This is a genomic window from Indolivaga alginatilytica (genome assembly GCF_003201355.1).
Taxonomy (GTDB): Bacteria; Bacteroidota; Bacteroidia; order Bacteroidales; family Dysgonomonadaceae; genus Dysgonomonas_A; species Dysgonomonas_A alginatilytica.
In genome coordinates this window covers 43,513-62,965 of the sequence record NZ_QICL01000029.1, presented here as the reverse complement: position 1 = coordinate 62,965, position 19,453 = coordinate 43,513, and the positions used below count along the sequence as shown (strand labels likewise).

The window sequence follows — 19,453 nt, the reverse complement described above, 5'->3', positions numbered from 1 at the left end:
TGTTTGCTTTATTTCTAAACCATCTCTCGGTTCTAAAGCGAGTGCAAAAGTAGTCCACTTTTTAATACAATCCAAATATTATAGAAACTATTTTTTAAAGTTTTTTCAACTCATTCCTTAACTACTATCAAAACAGTGTTTTATAACATGAAATTTATTTGAGAAAATTTTCTTTAATCTCACAAACTCCGCATACGATAACAGATAAGACAAAGCAGTAAGACATTTGGGGAGTAGAAAGTGATGCAAGGCAATATTCTTATATTTTTAATATATATATGACTTATTTATTTGTAAGCTAATCATAATTATATAAAATCACATACAACCAACACCTAAGGATATCATATATTCTTTAGTTCACTAGAGCAGACTATCCCTTCTCCTATAGTATTTATATTTGCAAAATTATTGAAAATACTAAATATTATATTAGTTGTTTCGAGCCACCTCTTCTATGCATGCTAAAATTGAGATTTTACATTCCCTTTTGCTTTTTCTGCAATTTTATATTTTGTATCAGGTATTTAAGCTATGAAAGACAGTTTAAAAAGTCAAAAAAGACTTGGTTAATTTTAATGCTAGTCTAAATTTAGGTTTCCTGAATGTCTTTAAATAGTTACAACCTCTTTGTAGAATCATTTACCGAATTACTTACGTCAATCGGTTTGACTCACACTTCTCTACCCTAAGTATAATTCTATCTGTTAATATATCATTTTACACATTATAGAATCAATAGAAAGAATTACGCATCTATTACCACAGATAGAAAAACCCAGATCGTTTAATTATAGTAAACGATTGATGACTTGAGACAAATACTTTGGGGATTATTAAAAAAGTGGAATTGAAGGTAACTCTGCTGAGTTGGCTAGTTATATATTTAATAATTCATATAAATATCAAGGAAGTACTTATAGGTGTCTTTTGGGAAGTTAAGCCATGATAGGAGTAAAAAGATAAAGTCATTTTCGTAATCCTTCTTGTTCACTCTTCTTTTCTTGAATTTCTGGGTAAGAAGTAACTCAATATTATGATATATTCTACAGCCAATGAATTAAAGGATGATAAAAGATGTGTTTTATTATAATTTACTTCACGATTTTTGTACAATAGACAAAGATGCTAATGCTGACCTATTTTATGTAAGTGGTAAAGGGGTCGACATAGTAGGACATAAATGAGATTCTATAATAACAACAATAGATTCAAATAATAAGACTACAGCTTCGTCGCTCTGAGTATTTCGCGTTTCCCTACAGGTCCCGGTAAACGCTCAATAAAATATCCTGCTTCCTGAAGCATACGCCTTACAACTCCTTTTGCACAATAAGTAGTAAGAATACCACCCATATTAGTTTTGCTATATAAGAAGTCGAATATTTCCTGAGACCACATTTCTGGTTGTTTTTCCGGAGCAAATGCATCAAAATAGATAACATCAAACGAAATATCCAAATTTACAGGCAAATTTAATAGACTAAAATCATCTTTAATCTTCGTTAAACTAAAGGATTCTGTTATTTCATTTTTATATCCCCATTCAGAGCTGTGCAGTTGGATAAACATATCTCTATGTTCAGGATCACGATTCGTTACATAGTTTAGCTGCTTAACAACATCCATAGGTAATGGATATAATTCGAGGCTTGTGTAATCGATATGTTTTGTAGTCTGTTCTGCAATCAATAAAGTCAGATAGGCATTTAAACCTGTACCAAATCCAATTTCCAAAACATTTAAATTTTCTTTAGATGAATGCAATAGTCCTGCATTGATATAAATATGTTCAGACTCTTGCTTGGCTCCATTCACCGAATGATAGTGCTCATTAAGAGAAGGTACAAAAAGTGTATGAGAGCCATCTGCTGTAGATTCTATTTGCACCTTTTGTTCCAATCTGTTCATTTCCATTTAAAATGTCATTTATTACCTTATATTTTCTCAATCAGTGCAACGGCATATGATGAGAATCCTTCTTCGCGGCCTACAAACCCCATTTTTTCGGAAGTAGTAGCCTTTATTGAGATATCATCTGTATCAATATTCAATATTTCCGCCATCACTTTTTGCATTTGAGGTATATGCGGATTAATCTTTGGCTGTTCTGCACATATCGTAGCATCTATATTACCTATTCGATACCCTTTCTCGGTAAGGACTTCCAGAGTCTTTTTCAGTAAAAGTTTACTATCTACATCCTTATATTCTTTTGCTGTATCAGGAAAATGGAATCCGATATCTCTTAGATTGGCTGCTCCAAGTAGAGCATCGCAAATTGCATGAATAAGTACATCTGCATCCGAATGCCCTATCAGCCCCTTCGAATATTCAATTTTTATACCACCTAGCCACAAATCACGACCTTCTGTCAAACGATGAACATCATATCCAAACCCTACACGTATTTTCATTCTATTTTTTCAATAAGTATTGTAAATATTCAATCCAATTAAAAAGCAGATATTTATCTTCTGCTTATTTAAATAAGCTCCTCAAGCCATCCATATCAAATCCAAGAGAGAAACGAATAGTTTGATCCAGAGGATTGGATTCTGCCGATGAGATTAAATAAGCGGCATCGAGCTGAAATACATTCATCTTGAATCCTGCTCCAAATGTAAAATATTTCCTGTTTCCTTGTCGTTCGCTTTCGTGGAAATAACCACTTCTAACCATAAATTGATTATTGTATGCATACTCAACACCGGCCGACCATGCTATTTCTTCCAACTCACCTCTAAGTCCATAAGGAGAATCTGTAAATGACCTAAACATACCCCTGATAGGTGACATGGCATTTATTGCTCTTTGACGTTCCAAAAAAGCATCGTCACTCTCTTCATCCCCTTTAATCGGACGTGACGGAACAAGAAGTTTGTTTAAATCCAGACTGAAAGCCAAGGTATTATATTCGTCCAACGGATAGGTAAGTGAGGCTCCCAAGCGCATATTGGTTGGTATAAAATATTCGGTATCTCCGCCATCCATTGATATTTTACTACCAATATTTGAAATATTAAAACCTAGTCCCAATAAGCTTTCTGACGAACCGATCATAACGTACGACTCATTGTAACCGGAAATATCGGCAGCATATGCATTACCGGGCGTAGTACCATCGTCCTCGAATGTTGTATAATCGGTACGGATATATCTTAAACCCACACTTCCTGAGAATGTTTCGGTAAGTTTACGTGAATAAGCCACATCGAATGCCATTTCATAAGGAGATACATTGGGACCGAATGAATCTTCCAAAGTAGATGTAGGTATATCTCCTATCGAGAAATAGCGGATAGAGGCACTTAATGCCTGATTATCTTCATTTCCGAATTTATAGAAACCCGAAGCATACACCATAGCTATATCGTTTACAATTTTCCGCAACCAAGGAGTATATGACATCGAAATCCCTGCTTTTGTTTGTAAAAAGGCATATTTAGCAGGATTCCAGTGTTGTGAATAAAGGTCGGGCAAAGTAGCCCCTCCAACGTCTCCCATACCTCCTCCACGGGCATCGGGTGCAATTGTTAACGAAGGCACAGCCGTTACCGGAGGATTAGCTATTTCTTGCGCATATCCAAGAACTGTTACTGAAAAGAACAGTACTATAAACAGATATTTCTTACTAAATTTTATCATCGATTTCAAACTTTATCGTTGGTTTAATAAATTGTGTTCTTATTATATGTTATCTGATTAATTAAAAGGGAAATGATCTTTCGACCTTAATTTGCAATAATCAACTTCTGACTTTTCATTGTTGATAATTTCCCGTTTATACTTATTTGAGCTGTGCAAATATACACACCCGGATTTAAACGCCCTCCATTAGAACCATTTAAATTCCAGTCATAAGTGTATTGAGTTAAAAAGTCACCACTTTCTTCATGTACCCATACTAAGTGTCCCATCAAAGAATAGACTGATATCTTCACATCGATATTAGCTCCGGGAGTGTTTGTATTGAACATAAAACGTGTAGTATTTCTGGCAGGATTTCCCCGTATCTGAAAATCGTATACTACCGGACGGAAATCATTACTTATTACAAAGTCGATCGACTTAGTTGCCGAGTTATTCGAAACATCCCACACTCTTAGTTGCAAAGTATAGTTCCCTTCTTCCAATTCGGAAAACTGATAGCGGATACTTCCCCGTTTTGACGAGTTATCTTCATTCTCAAAATAAGGAGTCATATCGAGTGTAGTTTGCCCGTTCAGAATAAGAACCATATTATGCCCTAACCCGTCCGAAATATTGATGCCTGTATCGTCAGCTACATCGGCAAAGAAAAGAGGTGTAGAGTTCACAACATCGCCCGATTTGAAAGAGGCCGAATTAAGAAACATATTTGAGATAACGGGAGGGGTAGTGTCTTCGGGCGGATTGGGATTCGTTCCACCTACAGTATAATTTAAGAAAGAGCCTTGAGCTTGTTTGTCTTTTTCAACATTATAAGCATAAAAACTCATTTTACCTTTTCCTCCGGTATACAATATATCTTTGGGTGCTATAAAGTTAATCTCGAACTCGCCGTCCTTAATTTCAATTTTCCCGGAAAACAATGTATTTGTAAAATCTTTATAATCCATTGCAACTTCATCACTGGTTCCCTTAGGTGTATTTCCACGAGTCTTTAAAGTCTGTTCGGCATCAAATATCACCGTTTCGAGTGTTCCGTTAAAATCTTTAACTACATCTCCATTCTGATCAACTATATGTCCTTTTATTATTGTACTACCTAAAGCCTGAATATTAATACCTGGTTCATCAGCACCTAAGCCATTCATTTCAGACACTTCTACACGGTACGTTTTATCAGGATAACCAAGCCGTAAAGCCGGATCTCCCATTAATAAAAATTTGAGTTTATTCTCATCATTAGAAATATCTGTCTCTAATTTTGCGTTACGTATTATATCACCCAACCGAGCCGCTTTACCTTCTTTTGCTACTAAAAGATGCTTTGTTATATTGTTGTTTATTCTTGTATTGTCAACCTGAAACACAACTCTCACTGTCGAGAAAAGGGCAATAGCCCCTCCTTTAGGGTTAAGTAATGTAATCTCCCCCCCCGACATATCATTGGCATCAAAGCGGCTAAAATCGCAGGTTGCAGTAATCCACAGTGGTAATTTACTATTATCCATCGCCTCAATCTCAGCCAGCTTAAGCAGATATTCATGTGTCCATGAGGTAGTAGAGCCATGACCAATAAAGTTAAGAGCAAGCGTACCACGATTTATTCTGTCAAGCATTGCTTTTGTAGCATCCGGATAACGTGCCCCATTCGCTTCTATAACTCTTTCATAAGAATCCTGATAAATACGGTTCACTATAAAATCGGGGTGGTTCACATTTGTATAAGTTGCAAATCTCTCGGCATCGAGCATATGCCGACGTTCCGAACTCAGTGTATAATTGGGAGCAATTGCATCATCGGCAATGAATGTAATATGGTTTTCCCATATTCCTATATTTTGATTTTGAACATAGCTGGCGATTTTCTTTACCGCAATTTCTGCCTCTTCTTTTGTTCTGACCGGTAATCTGCCGATTGAAATGTCTAATTTATCTGTTGCCAGATTAGTGCCTTCCTTATCATCCAGAAATCCTAAATAGTCGTCTGTAACATAAGAATTTTTTTCATTTAAAGATTCTTTCGTCTGAAAAGTTAAAAGCATCGATTCTTTATTCTCCTTAAACTGAATAAAGCGGTTATCATAAGTACCACCACCAAATAAGAACAAATATTGTGGTTTTTCTTCCTCAGACGTGCTTCTGTCATAAAACATCTTCACAAATCGTCGATAGGCTGTTACATCCGGTTTCCCTGATGAAAACTCATTATAAATATCATCCGGAGTAGCAATTAATGATGTTAAACCCTCTTTTGCATGTAATTCGGCAGCCTGTTGTGCATAAACCAGCAAAGACGGCTGCACAATGATTATCATATCAGGATTCGCACTCGCATGTAAATTCTGGTTTTTTATTGCACCTTTAATAATAACAGGAGAAGGAATCGTTTGGGCAAGATCAACCAAGGCGTACTCACGTATCTCTAAATTAGATGCACCGAAACTCAAAGTAGTTCCCGATAAAGTAGCATCCATTTTACTGACAGTAGTATTTTCAGTTACATCCCAAACCAGCACTGAACTGCCCGCATCCGAAATATTAAAAGTAACAGCCTCTCCGCTTATTGTATCCCGAAAGAGAGTTACCGCTCCGTAAGGTTTAAGATAACGTTTATAATTGACTCTTATATAATTAAGATGAATATTCTGATCGGTGCTCATTCCCTTTGTGTAAGTCAGGTTAAGAGTCTCATCCGCTTTCAGGTTATTCCTTACTATGGTATCATTTATGGTTGTGGCATGAATATAATAATCATTATTAGTAACATTGGTTGGCTGTTCTTTTACTTTCCCTCCAATAAGCGATACACTCAATTTTCCCGAGGTCATTAACGCCCTTGATATAAAATTATATCTTATAACTGCCGGATCGGCAGTTATACCTTCGAGAGGCAAAGAAAAATTCTGGGACGTTTTAGTCTTAAAACTTTCCCCGAAAAATTCGCGTCCTGTTTCTGCCAGATTAACTTCTTCTTTTTCATGTAGAAAGTAATCATCGAAAGTAGTCACAACAGTAGTCGTTGTAGATAGCGATGGCTTAATACCTATTAATTTAGGTTGTTCCGCATTCTCGGTAACGAAGTAATAATTATCTGATGAATATGGGTTTTGCTCATGAACAAATTCTTTCATTTGTTTGTCATAAGTCCATTTTATATCCCCACGGGCATAAAACAGAATATAATCCCCTTTTCCAAAACTGGCAGGCTCTTTACTCATCCAGATAGATACCTGAGGCAAATCGTCTATATAAGGTTTCGTGAAATCTTCATCAAGAATCCAACCTCCATAACCATAAATTTTCACATTCTGAGGATTAGTTAACCCCATCTCCGATAACTGCTCATAAGTCAGCTTATACACACCGGTAGCCGGCACTTTTATTTTATACCAGTTTCCTTGTGATAATACCGAATTTAAAGCATATCTGCTCCCATCATTATCAACTGCTGAAAGTTGAAACAGGGAACAAATACAAAAAATAAATAGTATATATAAATATTTCTGCAAGAGTTTTAATCTTAAGTAATACAACTGTTTATTACTGTATTTTTACTTGTAAGTAGAGACCTGTATGTATGTTCTCTACAGGTAATACATAGGTTCATCTCTACACCAAAGAAATAAAAAGGTCTGAGACCTTAACATATAAAATTATGTAGTTAGCGCACATAAAAATCAAAAAGCTTCTTATTTTCCAGAAAACCTTCCAGATGATCATCTATATCAACACGCCCAACTCCTGCCGGAGTACCTGTAAAAATAATATCGCCTATCTTCAATGTAAAGAAACGGCTTACATAGTCTATTATTTTATCGACGGAATGAATCATATCCGATGTACTACCCAATTGAACTTGGTTTCCATTCTTCTTCAACTCAAAATTCAAATCATTTATGTCACCGGGCAGGTCACTTTTAGGTATAAATTCTCCAATTACCGCCGAATAATCAAAGCCTTTCGACAATTCCCAGGGAAGCCCTTTCTCCTTAAGCTCTGTTTGTAAATCCCTCGCTGTAAAATCGATACCTACAGTCAACTCATCATAATAACGGTGAGCAAATCGTTCAGCAATATTTTTACCCAATCGGTTTATACGAACCACAACTTCTAATTCGTAGTGGATATCGTCCGAAAAATCCGGTATAAAGAACGGCTTGTTGTCTTTTAACAAAGCCGAATCGGGTTTTATAAAAATAACGGGATTATCGGAGCCGGCAGAATCTGCCCGTCCCATTTCCCGGTTATGCTGCTGATAATTAAGCCCTACACAAATAATCTTCATCTTAATGTGTCAAAATATAATAGAGTCACAGACCCCTTTACTGATCCGGCAAGTATAAGTAAAACTGATAGTTATAATTAAAATAATCTTGCTATCAAACAATTACTTATAATAGACAGAATCTACAAAGATAAAAATATTTTCATACTAAAATTATGATATTAATCGATACAACACTTATTATTATACATAAATCCATAAAGAATCAAAAAAATAAACACAATTGTATTACTCATTTCTCCCTTTATATCTATATTTGTACTGCAATTTGTCACATATATTTTTATCCCACAGACTATGAATACCTTGGAAAAAATGACAGCAGAGAAGCTGCTGAGAATTAAGGCTATAAAGCTTCAACCATCGAATCCGTTTACATGGGCATCCGGATGGAAGTCTCCAATATATTGCGATAATAGAAAGTTATTCTCTTATCCTGCAATCCGTAATTTCGTGAAAATCGAGTTGAGCCGCTTAGCGATGGAACTATACCCCGATGCTGACGCCGTAGCCGGTGTAGCTACAGGAGCTATTACTCCCGGAGCATTGGTAGCCGATGCATTAGGCTTGCCTTTTGTATACGTTCGTGCAACCCCAAAAGATCACGGATTAGAAAATCTTATCGAAGGTGAGTTAAGACCTAATAGTAAAGTATTGGTTATTGAAGACTTGGTTTCAACCGGAGGAAGTAGTCTAAAAGCAGTAGAAGCTATTAAAAGAGACGGATCGGAAGTTATCGGAATGATTGCCATCTTTAATTATGGCCTTCCTATTTCTATTGCCAATTTCGAAAAAGCGGGAGTAGAACTTACAACTCTTACTAATTACGATGCTGTACTTAGCGAGGCTTTGAGAATAGATTACATTGATGAATCTGAGCTTGAAACTCTTCAGGAATGGAAAAAAGCTCCGGCTGACTGGAAATAGGGTCTCAGATTTTTTTAATACTTTTATTTACTCAATATCGTAAAGAATGGCAGAATATATCAGCGATATAAAAACAATACCCTATTCGGATCAGGAGATTTTTACGGTTTTATCCGACCTTCGGAAATTAGACCTGATTAAGGACAAAATACCTCAGGACAAAATCAAAGATTTCTCATATGATCAGGATTCTTGTACTGTAACAGTAGACCCTATAGGGAAAGTACGGTTTGTAATTGTTGAACGCGAACCTAATTCGACGATTAAATTTGAAGCCGAACAGTTACCGTTCAAATTGACTCTCTGGATTCAATTGAAACAGTCTACTGACCAAGAAACAAAGATGAAATTAACGGTAAAAGCCGACATTAATGCTTTTTTGAAGCCCATGATATCAAAACCATTGCAGAATGGCTTGGATAAAATGGCGGAAACATTGGCAACAATACCTTATGGTGATTTAGCCGACAAATAAGGGTCTCAGACCCTTTTATTGTTTTGAGAATAAATAGATAGTCATAAGTTATAAGACTAATAACTGTTGACTGATAACTGATAACTGATTCAATGAAACTTTGGCAGAAAAATACACTGGTTAATAAAGACATAGAAGAATATACGGTTGGTCACGATAGAGAAATGGATCTATACCTGGCCAAGCATGACGTAATGGGGTCGATGGCTCACATTACAATGCTTGAATCTATCGGACTACTGGCAAAAGAAGAATTACCTGTCCTTCTTAAAGAACTCAAATTGATATACAATAATATAGAGGAAGGTAATTTTATCATAGAAAATGATATCGAAGACGTTCATTCTCAGATAGAATTAATGCTGACACGCAAACTGGGTGATATAGGAAAGAAGATACACAGCGGTCGTTCAAGAAACGATCAGGTGCTTGTCGATCTAAAGCTTTTCACCAGAGAGCAAATCAAAACAGTAGTAGAATCGGTATCGGGTCTTATAGATATACTTTTACAACAAAGTGAAAAATATAAGAATGTATTAATACCCGGTTATACTCACCTGCAAATAGCCATGCCATCGTCATTCGGATTATGGTTTGGAGCTTATGCCGAAAGTTTGGTTGACGATTTACAATTACTATTGGCTGCATTTAAAATATGCAATCGAAACCCTTTAGGCTCTGCTGCCGGATATGGCTCATCATTTCCCATTAACAGACAGCTAACAACCGATTTGTTAGGATTCGATTCGATGAACTACAATGTGGTTTATGCCCAAATGGGAAGAGGTAAAATGGAACGTACAGTAGGTTTTGCCATTGCAGGCATTGCCGCAACACTATCTAAATTATCTTTTGACGCATGTATGTATAACAGCCAAAATTTTGGCTTTATTAAATTGCCTGACGAATATACTACCGGATCGAGCATTATGCCTCACAAAAAGAATCCCGATGTATTTGAACTATCCAGAGCTAAATGTAATAAATTACAAGCATTACCTACTGAAATTACGTTGATTACTAACAATCTTCCATCCGGCTATTTTAGAGATATGCAACTTATCAAAGAAATATTCCTGCCTTCTTTTGACGAACTGAACAATTGTATATCAATGATTGGTCGTATGATTGGAGAGATTAAAGTAAACGACGGGGTTATCAATGATGATAAATACACCTATATATTTAGCGTCGAAGAAGTAAATCGTTTAGTGCTGGAAGGAATGCCGTTTCGTGATGCATATAAAAAAGTGGGTATGGATATTGAAAACGGTAAATTTTCCCATGACCGCAAAGTGAATCATACACACGAAGGCAGCATAGGTAATTTATGCAACGAGCAAATAGAATTACTAAGACAACAGATAGTGGATCAGTTTGATTTCACTTCGATAGAAGCTGCTGAATCAAAATTACTGAATTCAGCAAACTAAGAAGGTTGCAGAATTTTTATTACTTTGGAAAATATAAAAACCAGAGCCAGTTATTTTTATAAAATGTAGCATTAAATAGTTGAAACTACTTAAGATTTAAGAATGGAGGATACGGAAATAATTTTAGTTCGTATATCAGGACAAGACCGTCCCGGTGTAACTACAGCTTTAACAGCAATATTAGGACATTATAAGGCTACAATCCTTGATATAGGACAGGCAAATATACATCATTCGCTATCATTAGCGATTATGTTTGAATCAGAAACCGAGAAGTCGGGATATATCCTCAAAGATTTATTATTTAAAGCAGATGAATTAGGCGTTAATGTCAGATTCTCGCATCTTTCCAAAGAAGCTTATTCTACTTGGGTAAATCTTCAAGGAAAGAACCGTTATACTGTAACTATCTTAGGACGTGAGTTAAATGCAACTCACATCTCCATAGTAACACAGGTACTGCTCGATAATAAACTCAATATTGAGAAAATTACCCGTCTGACCTCTCGTATTCCGTTAAATAAAAAAGACAGAATAGGACGTTCTTGTATAGAATTGTCTGTTCGGGGAACTATCGAACAGTTTAAAGAACTTCAAAAGACTTTTCTTACTCTTTCAGCAAAATATCAGATTGATATAGCTTTCCAAGAAGAAAGTATGTATCGTCGCATGCGTCGCCTGATTTGTTTCGATATGGACTCAACCCTTATTCAAACAGAAGTTATAGACGAGCTTGCCGACCGCGCAGGAGTAGGCGAAGAAGTGAGAGCTATTACCGAGGCTGCAATGAGAGGCGAATTGGATTTCTCTGAAAGTTTCAAAAAAAGAGTTAGTCTGTTAAAAGGTCTGGATGAATCGGTAATGAAAGAGATCGCCGAAAATCTTCCTATTACAGAAGGAATGACTCGCTTGGTTCGTATTCTGAAAAAGAGTGGCTACAAAATTGCTATCCTTTCAGGAGGATTCACTTATTTTGGAAATTACTTAAAAGACAAATACGGATTCGATTATGTATACGCCAATGAATTGGAGATTGAAGACGGCAAATTGACCGGAAACCACATCGGAGACATTGTAGATGGCAAACGTAAAGCCGAATTGCTACGCTTAATTGCTCAGGTCGAAAAAGTAGATCTTAAGCAAACCGTAGCCGTAGGTGATGGAGCTAACGACTTGCAAATGTTGGCAACTGCCGGATTAGGTATTGCATTCCACGCTAAACCCAAAGTAAAAGAGAATGCCCAACAATCTCTCTCCACTGTGGGGCTTGATGGTATATTGTACTTCCTTGGATATAGAGATTCGATGCTCGAAGGTGATTATTAAAGGTCTCAGACCTTTTTATTGCTTTGGCGTAATAATACAAAAAAGGTTCTGATTTATAAATCAGAACCTTTTTCTTTATATATAAAGGTCTAGGACCTTATCCACATTTTGAAGCACCACAATTACTACATTTTAAACAACCTTCTTGATAGACAAGAGTTTCTTGCTCACAAACAGGGCATTTCTGACCTTTCATTTCAGCACCGTTAGGAAGATACTTCTTCAAAGCTCTTTCCACTCCATTCTTCCAAGTATTAATTGTCTCACTATCCAACTCTAAAGCCTGCACTAATTTGATAACCTGATCGATAGGCATACCATAACGCAACACTCCCGAAATTAGTTTAGCATAGTTCCAATATTCCGGATTAAACTTGCTATTCAGACCTTCGATTGTAGTTTTATAACCTCTCTTGTTTTTAAACTGGAAGTCATAACTGCGTTCGCCTTCGTCATTTATGCTCTTAATAATTGCACCCTTATTAACGTGCTTAGGTAACATGATACCTTCATCATCATCATTTAGACCTGTAAATACTTCATAAGGACGGTTATCCAATAGACCTATAAAAGCAATCCATTTTTCTTTATTATTTTGGAATCTGATTACGTCAGCCTCTAATTCTTTAGGACGTGAAGTCACTAAAATAGGGCGTTCGTAACATTCTTCTTCTTTTCCTTTTTTATCATCTGCAGCAAGCAATACACCTGCACGCGATCCGTCTCTGTAAACTGTACAACCTTTACATCCGCTTTTCCAAGCCTCTACATAAAGAGTATTTACGAGATCTTCGGTAGCATCTGATGGTAAATTGATAGTTACACTGATCGAGTGGTCAACCCATTTTTGGATACGTCCTTGCATCTTCACTTTTTGCAACCAGTCTACATCATTCGATGTTGCTTTATAATATGGAGACTGTGCTACTAATTGATCCAGCTCTTCGGATGTATATTTTTTAGTTACAGAATGTCCTTTTGTCTCCATCCAGGTAACAAACTTATGATGGAATACAATATACTCTTCCCACGAATCGCCATTCTCATCTATAAAATCAACTTTCACCTGAATATCATTCGGATTCACTTTGCGACGACGTTTGTATACAGGAAGAAACACAGGCTCAATACCTGATGATGATTGCGACATCAAACTGGTTGTTCCTGTCGGAGCAACTGTAAGACAAGCAATATTACGGCGACCATATTTCTCCATTTCAGTATATAACTCAGGATCGGCTGCACATAATCTGTTTATAAACGGATTATTTTTTTCTCTTTCGATATCAAAAATTTCAAAAGCTCCACGCTCTCTTGCTAATTCAACTGAAGAACGGTAAGCAGCGATAGCTAAAGTACGGTGTACTTCTTCTGCTAAAGCCGTAGCATCTTCTGTACCATAACGAAGATTCATTGCTGCAATCATATCACCTTCGGCAGTAATACCCACTCCTGTTCTACGTCCTTGCAATGTTTTCTTACGAATCTTTTCCCATAAGTTTCTTTCGGTTTGTTTTACCTCTTCAACTTCTGGATCTTCGTCTATTTTCAATAAAATATTATCGATTTTTTCAGTTTCAAGATCAATAATATCATCCATGATACGTTGAGCTAATCCTACATGCTTTTTGAACAATTCAAAATCAAAGTAAGCATTATCTGCAAAAGGATTAACTACATATGAGTATAAATTGATTGCCAGTAAACGACAGCTATCGTATGGGCACAATGGTATTTCACCACAAGGATTAGTTGATACTGTACGGAAACCTAAATCAGCATAACAATCAGGTACTGATTCTTTTATAATAGTATCCCAGAATAGAACACCTGGTTCTGCCGATCTCCACGCATTATGAACGATCTTTTCCCATAATCTGGAAGCTTCAATTTCTTTTATGGTAGTTGGTTTATCCGAAACCACAGGATATTGTTGAGTATATGATGTTCCGTCAACAACGGCTTGCATAAAGTCATCATCTATTTTAACCGAAACATTTGCTCCTGTCACTTTACCTTCTATCATTTTTGCATCGATAAAAGATTCTGCATCCGGATGCTTAATAGAAACACTCAACATCAATGCTCCACGACGACCGTCTTGCGCAACTTCACGTGTAGAGTTTGAATATCTCTCCATGAAAGGAACTAAACCTGTAGAAGTCAATGCTGAATTCTTAACGGGAGACCCTTTTGGTCGTATGTGAGAAAGGTCGTGCCCTACTCCACCTCTGCGTTTCATCAGTTGAACCTGCTCCTGATCGATATGCATGATCGCACCGTATGAATCTGCAGAGCCATCTATTCCGATTACAAAACAATTGGATAGAGAAGCAATCTGGAAATCGTTTCCGATACCTGTCATCGGACTACCTTGTGGAATAATGTACTTGAACTGATCGAACAAATCATATAATTGCTGACTTGCAAGCCCATTTTCATATTTTTTCTCGATACGAGCGATTTCATTAGCTAATCGCCAATGCATATCTTCGGGAGAGTGCTCATAAATATTACCGGCGGCATCTTTCAATGCATACTTATTGACCCAAACCTTAGCTGCTAGTTCATCTCCCTTAAAGTAGTCCAGGGCAGCTTCGCAGGCTTCATCAAAAGTGTAGATTTTACGTTCCATTTTGAGGATATTCTTTTATTTAAATGTTGTCTTATTCTTTCTATTTTTTTGGCAGTACAAAACTACCGAGGAATAACGGATGTTACAAATTTTAAAACAATTTGTTTTCAACAATGTTCAAAGTTTCCAAAAATAAATCACAACATTCTAGTTATTAGATTTTTAAAAAACAAGGTTAAATTGAAAGTTTTCCAAAATAAAATTACAATAAATTTGGACGTGTAAGTATTTTTCATATTGGCTGTAGTAAAGCTATAATAAATTTATCGAATACAACAAAATAAAATCTCTTTTTTTTATAATTTAAATAAAATAAAACACCCCGACTCAGAAAACCTGAATCGGGGTGCTATGCTACAAGTAGAGTGATACTTTCTCAATACAAAGAAAGATTCTTCACTTTATTTCTTCTCCCATTTTACATTACGCATATCTCCTGTTTCCGTGAAAGCCTTATGGAAAGCAAAACAATTATACATATCAAACGGAGTTTGTCCTTTTGGAGCGTTAGCAATATACTCACGCAATAAAGGTCGGTAATCAGGATGTGCACATTTCTCAATAATCTCATGAGCACGCTCTAATGGAGATTTACCACGAAGGTCTGCAACACCATATTCCGAGATTACAATTTTCACCGAATGCTCACTATGATCTTCATGAGATACTAAAGGCACAAAAGCACTGATTTTACCATCTTTTGCGGTAGAAGGCGTTACAAATACCGACACATAAGCACCTCTTGTAAAGTCACCCGAGCCTCCGATACCATTCATCATCTTAGTACCAAGTACGTGTGTAGAGTTTATATTACCGAATATATCAGCTTCCAGGGCAGTATTGATTGCAATAATACCTAAACGGCGAACAACTTCCTGATTGTTTGATATTTCTGACGGACGAAGAACAGTTCTTTCCTTAAAGAAGTCCAGATTTTTATATATCTTCTCGATACAAGGATTACTTACAGTTAAAGAGCATCCGCTTGCAAATTTGATACGGCCCGACTCCATCAAATCGATTACTGCATCCTGAATAACTTCAGTATAAACTTCAAAATCAGGAATTTCTTTACTTTCACCCATTGCTGACAATACTGCATTTGCAATATTTCCCACGCCAGATTGAATGGGAAGGAACGACTTGGGCATACGACCTTCAGCCATTTCTTTTATAAAGAAGTTAGCTACATTATTTCCGATTTGAGTCGTAACCTCATCTACCGGAGCAAAGCCTCCTCCTTCATTCGGAGTATTGGATTCGACTACGATTATTTTACTTGGATCTACTTTTATATGATCTTTACCAATTCGGTCACGCACCGAATAAATTGGAATTTCACGGCGAAGAGGTGGATCTTGTAATTCAACAATATCATGCATACCTCGCATTTCTTTCGGATTCCATTTATTCAATTCGACAATTACAATTTTAGCCAGGTTAGCTACCGTAGGCGAAATACCGACACCACAGGTTGGAACGATTTCTCCATTCTCAGTCACATCACACGCTTCAATCACAGCCACATCGACACCACCAAGAAAACCATAACGAAGCTCTTGCGCTAATGACGAAAGGTGCATGTCAAAATAAGGAACTTCTCCTGTATTAATAGACTTCCTCAGGTCTGTATTTGTTTGATAAGGTGTACGGAATTTAATAGCATGTGCTCTGGCTAAAGCTCCATCAAGCATATCCCCTGTTGAAGCACCTGTAAACATTCCAACTTTAAACGGATTTCCTTTTTCATGTTCTTCTTCAGCATATTTCGCTAAAGCTGTAGGTACAATTTTAGGACATCCGGCATGTGTAAAACCACTAAAACCGACATTGTCTTCGTTCTTGATAAGGCGTGCCGCCTCATCCGCATTCATAAATTTTAATGCCATTTCTTTTTATAATTGATTATAGATTGTTGTTCCAAGCGATTAGAATTTTCTCTCGAAGATCAGTGTGTGAACAAATGCTCTTTTAAAATCCTCCGCAGTATCTAATTTTAAATCGAAAGATTCGCTGACAACATCTTCTTCCTTCAGAAAATGTTCATCATCTTTAAATTTAGACTGGGTGTCAATATATTTTTGAATTGCAGAAACGCCTTCTTCGGTATAGTTATACCCAGACTTCATCGAAGGCATATTTTGAGATACTTCTATATATTCAGTGTTTCTTGAAGTTTCATTTACTCGTTGGGATCTTGAGAAAGGAGGAGGAACCGAAGATGTAGCCGGATGTATTGGTTGGGTAAAGACTCTTTCCTTATTTTTCTTAGCTTCCTTCTGGTAGGTTCGTATAATATTTACAATTATAATAACTGCAACTATTCCATATATGATTACATTTTCCATACAAATAAATCTATATTCTGCTGAGTATTTTGCACGCCACAAAGGTACTAATTATGTATCTTAATCTACAACTTTTTGCCAAAAACATTTTCATTACTTGTGTTCTATGCAACTCTGTCCTTTCTACAAAAGATGAAGGAGTTAAATAAAAGTCAAACAAGATATAAAAACAACAAATCAACCCTATTTTTTAATTTCATCAAAGAAGCCCCATTCGAGATACACAAATATGTTTAATATAATTTTAACATCAGGAAACAATATATCTTTAAAAACAATTAAATCTGATTGATAACTCCAACATAAAAGAACAAAACAATGCTTTTCACCACTATATAAGTTCCAGACCTATCCTATACAAAGAGAGATATCCACTTAAATAAGCTATCTTTACTACTCAATTTCAAATTTTAAGCAAATCGCCTAATAAACTTTTATTATTAAAGTTTGTTGATTACAAGTACAATCTAATAGCGAAATGATTATCAATATAAATAATATGAAATTCAAAATCTTATTTACTCCTCTCTTAGCTCTATCCCTTTTTTCATCCTGCATAAAAGATGAGCCACTAAATAAGGAGGCTGACATAGAGTCCTTTTCTTTACCCGATAGCATCTTAATAAATTCAGTTATCTCAGATAATAAAGTCACACTGGTAATAAAAGGAACCGATTATAAGAAACTTGCACCTCAAATTGTAGTTACACCCGGTGCGACAATAACACCGGCTTCGGGCGACACCCTCGATTTTACGAATGGTGTAACCTATACTGTTGTTTCAGAAGATAAAAAATACAGTAAAGTATACACCGTAAATATAACCTCTTCAATAAGCTTAAATTTCGATTTCGAAGATTGGTTTATGGAAGGAGGCTTGTGGAAATATCCCGCCTTGGATGATGATATGTGGAGTTCTGCCAACCAAGGTATAATGATGGCAAAACTGGGTAAAGTAGATGTATATCCAACAAGATCGACAGAAGATGCTTTCAGCGGAAAACATGCTGCCCTTCTTGAAACACAAAGAGGAGGTACTTTTCTTGTAGCTGGATATGTTGCTATATTTTCAGGATCGCTATTCAGAGGAGCCTTTAAACTTAACATGGCAAGTCCTCCCCAATCTGCTCTTTTCGGACAAATACATCCTAAAGAAAGTGGTAAGCCTATAAATATGACTGGATATTATAAATATGCACCAGGAGACACTTTAATAAACAGAGATGGAATTGTACCTAACAAAACTGACGAGTTCTCTATATATGCAGTTGTATATAAAGTAACCAAAGGAGCAGAAGGCCTCAACGAGTATCTTAACGGAGAGAATGTACTTACATCGGATAAACTTGTAGGAAAAGCAATACTTGAGGACAGATCGCCGAAAGATAAATATACCAAATTCGATCTGCCTTTTGTATACACTGAGGAACTGAATTACGATCTATACGATTATAAATTGGCTGTGGTATTTGCCTCTAGTAAAAACGGCGATTTTTATGAAGGAGCAGTAGGTAGCAAATTAATCGTAGACAATGTAGAAGTTGTATGCGAATATGAGAGTAATTAAAAGAATAATAATTAAAGAAATACATAATTTCATGAAATCATTAAAACACAATATATTCCTTTTTATATTCTTTTGCTCAACACTTATGCTATCAAGCCAAGAAACAATTGCCGATCGCTTTGAGCATAAAATAATTGCGGGATTCAACATAGGTGCAACAGCACCAACTTCCATCCCCGAAGAGATACGTTCGATAGATAGCTGGTGGCCTCAGTTCACCCCTCAGTTGGGTTATAACATTATTTATAAGCTTGACCAAAAATGGGGATTAGGAAGTGGGATAACTCTTGACTACAAAGGAATGGGAACAAGAGCTCGTGTAAAATACATTTATACAAGCATAGTAATAGAAGACGGAAGCAATGATGCTCTGGAAGGATACTTTGTAGGCAAGAATCAAACGACTGTTAAACTTGCATATGTTACAATACCATTATATGCAACCTTCAACATCAATCAGAAATGGCAGGTTCGAGGTGGTGGATATGCGTCTTATCTGTTTAGCGGCAAGTTCTCGGGCACAGCATCAGATGGCTACATACGAGTGAATGAACCTACGGGTGAAAAAGTTGAAATTACGGAAGCATCTTTCGATTTCAATGACAAACTTCGCAATTTTGACTTTGGTTTACTACTAGGCGCTGAAAGAAAGGTTAACGACAGATTTGGTATTTATGGTAATATGAATTGGGGATTAACATCTATCTTCCCTTCAAATTTTAGAGCTATTGATTTCAATATGTATAATATATATCTTACTTTGGGATTAACCTACAAACTATAATATATAAGTTTTTTTCACAGAA

General features: G+C 36.3%; 14 protein-coding genes. 6 read left to right on the top strand and 8 right to left on the bottom strand.

Features of this window, described 5'->3' with window-relative positions; translation table 11 throughout:
- Positions 1-1,224: 1,224 nt before the first annotated feature.
- From mnmD to CLV62_RS17555, 5 genes are all read right to left on the bottom strand, one after another.
- Complete coding sequence (gene mnmD / locus CLV62_RS17575) at positions 1,225-1,917, bottom strand: tRNA (5-methylaminomethyl-2-thiouridine)(34)-methyltransferase MnmD (RefSeq protein ID WP_245904116.1); 693 nt, start codon at positions 1,915-1,917, stop codon at positions 1,225-1,227.
- A gap of 20 nt (positions 1,918-1,937) precedes the next feature.
- Complete coding sequence (ispF, locus tag CLV62_RS17570; protein WP_110312085.1) at positions 1,938-2,417, bottom strand: 2-C-methyl-D-erythritol 2,4-cyclodiphosphate synthase; 480 nt, start codon at positions 2,415-2,417, stop codon at positions 1,938-1,940.
- A gap of 64 nt (positions 2,418-2,481) precedes the next feature.
- Complete coding sequence (porV, locus tag CLV62_RS17565; RefSeq protein WP_170120089.1) at positions 2,482-3,648, bottom strand: type IX secretion system outer membrane channel protein PorV; 1,167 nt, start codon at positions 3,646-3,648, stop codon at positions 2,482-2,484.
- 86 nt (positions 3,649-3,734) lie between these two features.
- The gene (porU, locus tag CLV62_RS17560) at positions 3,735-7,160 is read right to left on the bottom strand and encodes a type IX secretion system sortase PorU (RefSeq protein WP_110312083.1); all 3,426 of its coding nucleotides are present in this window, start codon (positions 7,158-7,160) and stop codon (positions 3,735-3,737) included.
- A gap of 152 nt (positions 7,161-7,312) precedes the next feature.
- Positions 7,313-7,936 carry a fumarylacetoacetate hydrolase family protein gene (locus CLV62_RS17555; protein WP_110312082.1) on the bottom strand — a complete coding sequence of 208 codons (624 nt, stop codon included), beginning with the start codon at positions 7,934-7,936 and terminating at the stop codon, positions 7,313-7,315.
- Between the two features lie 297 nt (positions 7,937-8,233).
- Between CLV62_RS17555 and pyrE the strand changes: the two genes are divergently transcribed.
- From pyrE to serB, 4 genes are all read left to right on the top strand, one after another.
- Positions 8,234-8,863: an orotate phosphoribosyltransferase gene (gene pyrE / locus CLV62_RS17550; protein ID WP_110312081.1), complete on the top strand. Its 630-nt coding sequence runs from the start codon at positions 8,234-8,236 to the stop codon at positions 8,861-8,863.
- Between the two features lie 46 nt (positions 8,864-8,909).
- Entirely contained in the window at positions 8,910-9,338 is a 429-nt protein-coding gene (locus tag CLV62_RS17545; protein ID WP_110312080.1) for an SRPBCC family protein, read from the top strand.
- Between the two features lie 92 nt (positions 9,339-9,430).
- Positions 9,431-10,771, top strand: coding sequence for an argininosuccinate lyase (gene argH / locus CLV62_RS17540; protein ID WP_110312079.1), 1,341 nt, complete (start codon positions 9,431-9,433; stop codon positions 10,769-10,771).
- Positions 10,772-10,873: 102 nt separating this feature from the next.
- Positions 10,874-12,097, top strand: a complete 1,224-nt coding sequence (gene serB / locus CLV62_RS17535) for a phosphoserine phosphatase SerB (protein ID WP_110312078.1) — start codon at positions 10,874-10,876, stop codon at positions 12,095-12,097.
- A gap of 97 nt (positions 12,098-12,194) precedes the next feature.
- Here serB and CLV62_RS17530 read toward each other — a convergent pair whose 3' ends face one another.
- The 3 genes from CLV62_RS17530 to CLV62_RS17520 all read right to left on the bottom strand — a co-directional run bounded on the left by CLV62_RS17530 (position 12,195) and on the right by CLV62_RS17520 (position 17,080).
- Positions 12,195-14,732 carry an adenosylcobalamin-dependent ribonucleoside-diphosphate reductase gene (locus CLV62_RS17530; RefSeq protein ID WP_110312077.1) on the bottom strand — a complete coding sequence of 846 codons (2,538 nt, stop codon included), beginning with the start codon at positions 14,730-14,732 and terminating at the stop codon, positions 12,195-12,197.
- Between the two features lie 401 nt (positions 14,733-15,133).
- On the bottom strand, positions 15,134-16,621 hold the full coding sequence (locus tag CLV62_RS17525; protein ID WP_110312076.1) for an acetyl-CoA hydrolase/transferase family protein: 1,488 nt from the start codon (positions 16,619-16,621) through the stop codon (positions 15,134-15,136).
- A gap of 39 nt (positions 16,622-16,660) precedes the next feature.
- Positions 16,661-17,080 carry a hypothetical protein gene (locus tag CLV62_RS17520; RefSeq protein WP_110312075.1) on the bottom strand — a complete coding sequence of 140 codons (420 nt, stop codon included), beginning with the start codon at positions 17,078-17,080 and terminating at the stop codon, positions 16,661-16,663.
- A gap of 499 nt (positions 17,081-17,579) precedes the next feature.
- Between CLV62_RS17520 and CLV62_RS17515 the strand changes: the two genes are divergently transcribed.
- Together CLV62_RS17515 and CLV62_RS17510 are read left to right on the top strand one after the other, a co-directional pair.
- Positions 17,580-18,647 carry a PCMD domain-containing protein gene (locus CLV62_RS17515; protein ID WP_170120088.1) on the top strand — a complete coding sequence of 356 codons (1,068 nt, stop codon included), beginning with the start codon at positions 17,580-17,582 and terminating at the stop codon, positions 18,645-18,647.
- Between the two features lie 31 nt (positions 18,648-18,678).
- A complete protein-coding gene (locus CLV62_RS17510; RefSeq protein WP_245904115.1) occupies positions 18,679-19,431 on the top strand; it encodes a porin family protein in 753 nt (250 codons plus the stop codon).
- The last annotated feature ends 22 nt before the right edge of the window (positions 19,432-19,453 follow it).

What these genes read in the sequence shown, in the direction of transcription:
- mnmD (WP_245904116.1), bottom strand. Translation starts at nt 1,917, where the DNA reads ATGGAAATGAACAGATTGGAACAAAAGGTGCAAATAGAATCTACAGCA.
- CLV62_RS17555 (WP_110312082.1), bottom strand. Translation starts at nt 7,936, where the DNA reads ATGAAGATTATTTGTGTAGGGCTTAATTATCAGCAGCATAACCGGGAA.
- CLV62_RS17545 (WP_110312080.1), top strand. Translation starts at nt 8,910, where the DNA reads ATGGCAGAATATATCAGCGATATAAAAACAATACCCTATTCGGATCAG.
- CLV62_RS17520 (WP_110312075.1), bottom strand. Translation starts at nt 17,080, where the DNA reads ATGGAAAATGTAATCATATATGGAATAGTTGCAGTTATTATAATTGTA.
- serB (WP_110312078.1), top strand. Translation starts at nt 10,874, where the DNA reads ATGGAGGATACGGAAATAATTTTAGTTCGTATATCAGGACAAGACCGT.
- argH (WP_110312079.1), top strand. Translation starts at nt 9,431, where the DNA reads ATGAAACTTTGGCAGAAAAATACACTGGTTAATAAAGACATAGAAGAA.
- pyrE (WP_110312081.1), top strand. Translation starts at nt 8,234, where the DNA reads ATGAATACCTTGGAAAAAATGACAGCAGAGAAGCTGCTGAGAATTAAG.
- CLV62_RS17530 (WP_110312077.1), bottom strand. Translation starts at nt 14,732, where the DNA reads ATGGAACGTAAAATCTACACTTTTGATGAAGCCTGCGAAGCTGCCCTG.
- CLV62_RS17515 (WP_170120088.1), top strand. Translation starts at nt 17,580, where the DNA reads ATGAAATTCAAAATCTTATTTACTCCTCTCTTAGCTCTATCCCTTTTT.
- ispF (WP_110312085.1), bottom strand. Translation starts at nt 2,417, where the DNA reads ATGAAAATACGTGTAGGGTTTGGATATGATGTTCATCGTTTGACAGAA.
- CLV62_RS17510 (WP_245904115.1), top strand. Translation starts at nt 18,679, where the DNA reads ATGAAATCATTAAAACACAATATATTCCTTTTTATATTCTTTTGCTCA.
- porV (WP_170120089.1), bottom strand. Translation starts at nt 3,648, where the DNA reads ATGATAAAATTTAGTAAGAAATATCTGTTTATAGTACTGTTCTTTTCA.
- CLV62_RS17525 (WP_110312076.1), bottom strand. Translation starts at nt 16,621, where the DNA reads ATGGCATTAAAATTTATGAATGCGGATGAGGCGGCACGCCTTATCAAG.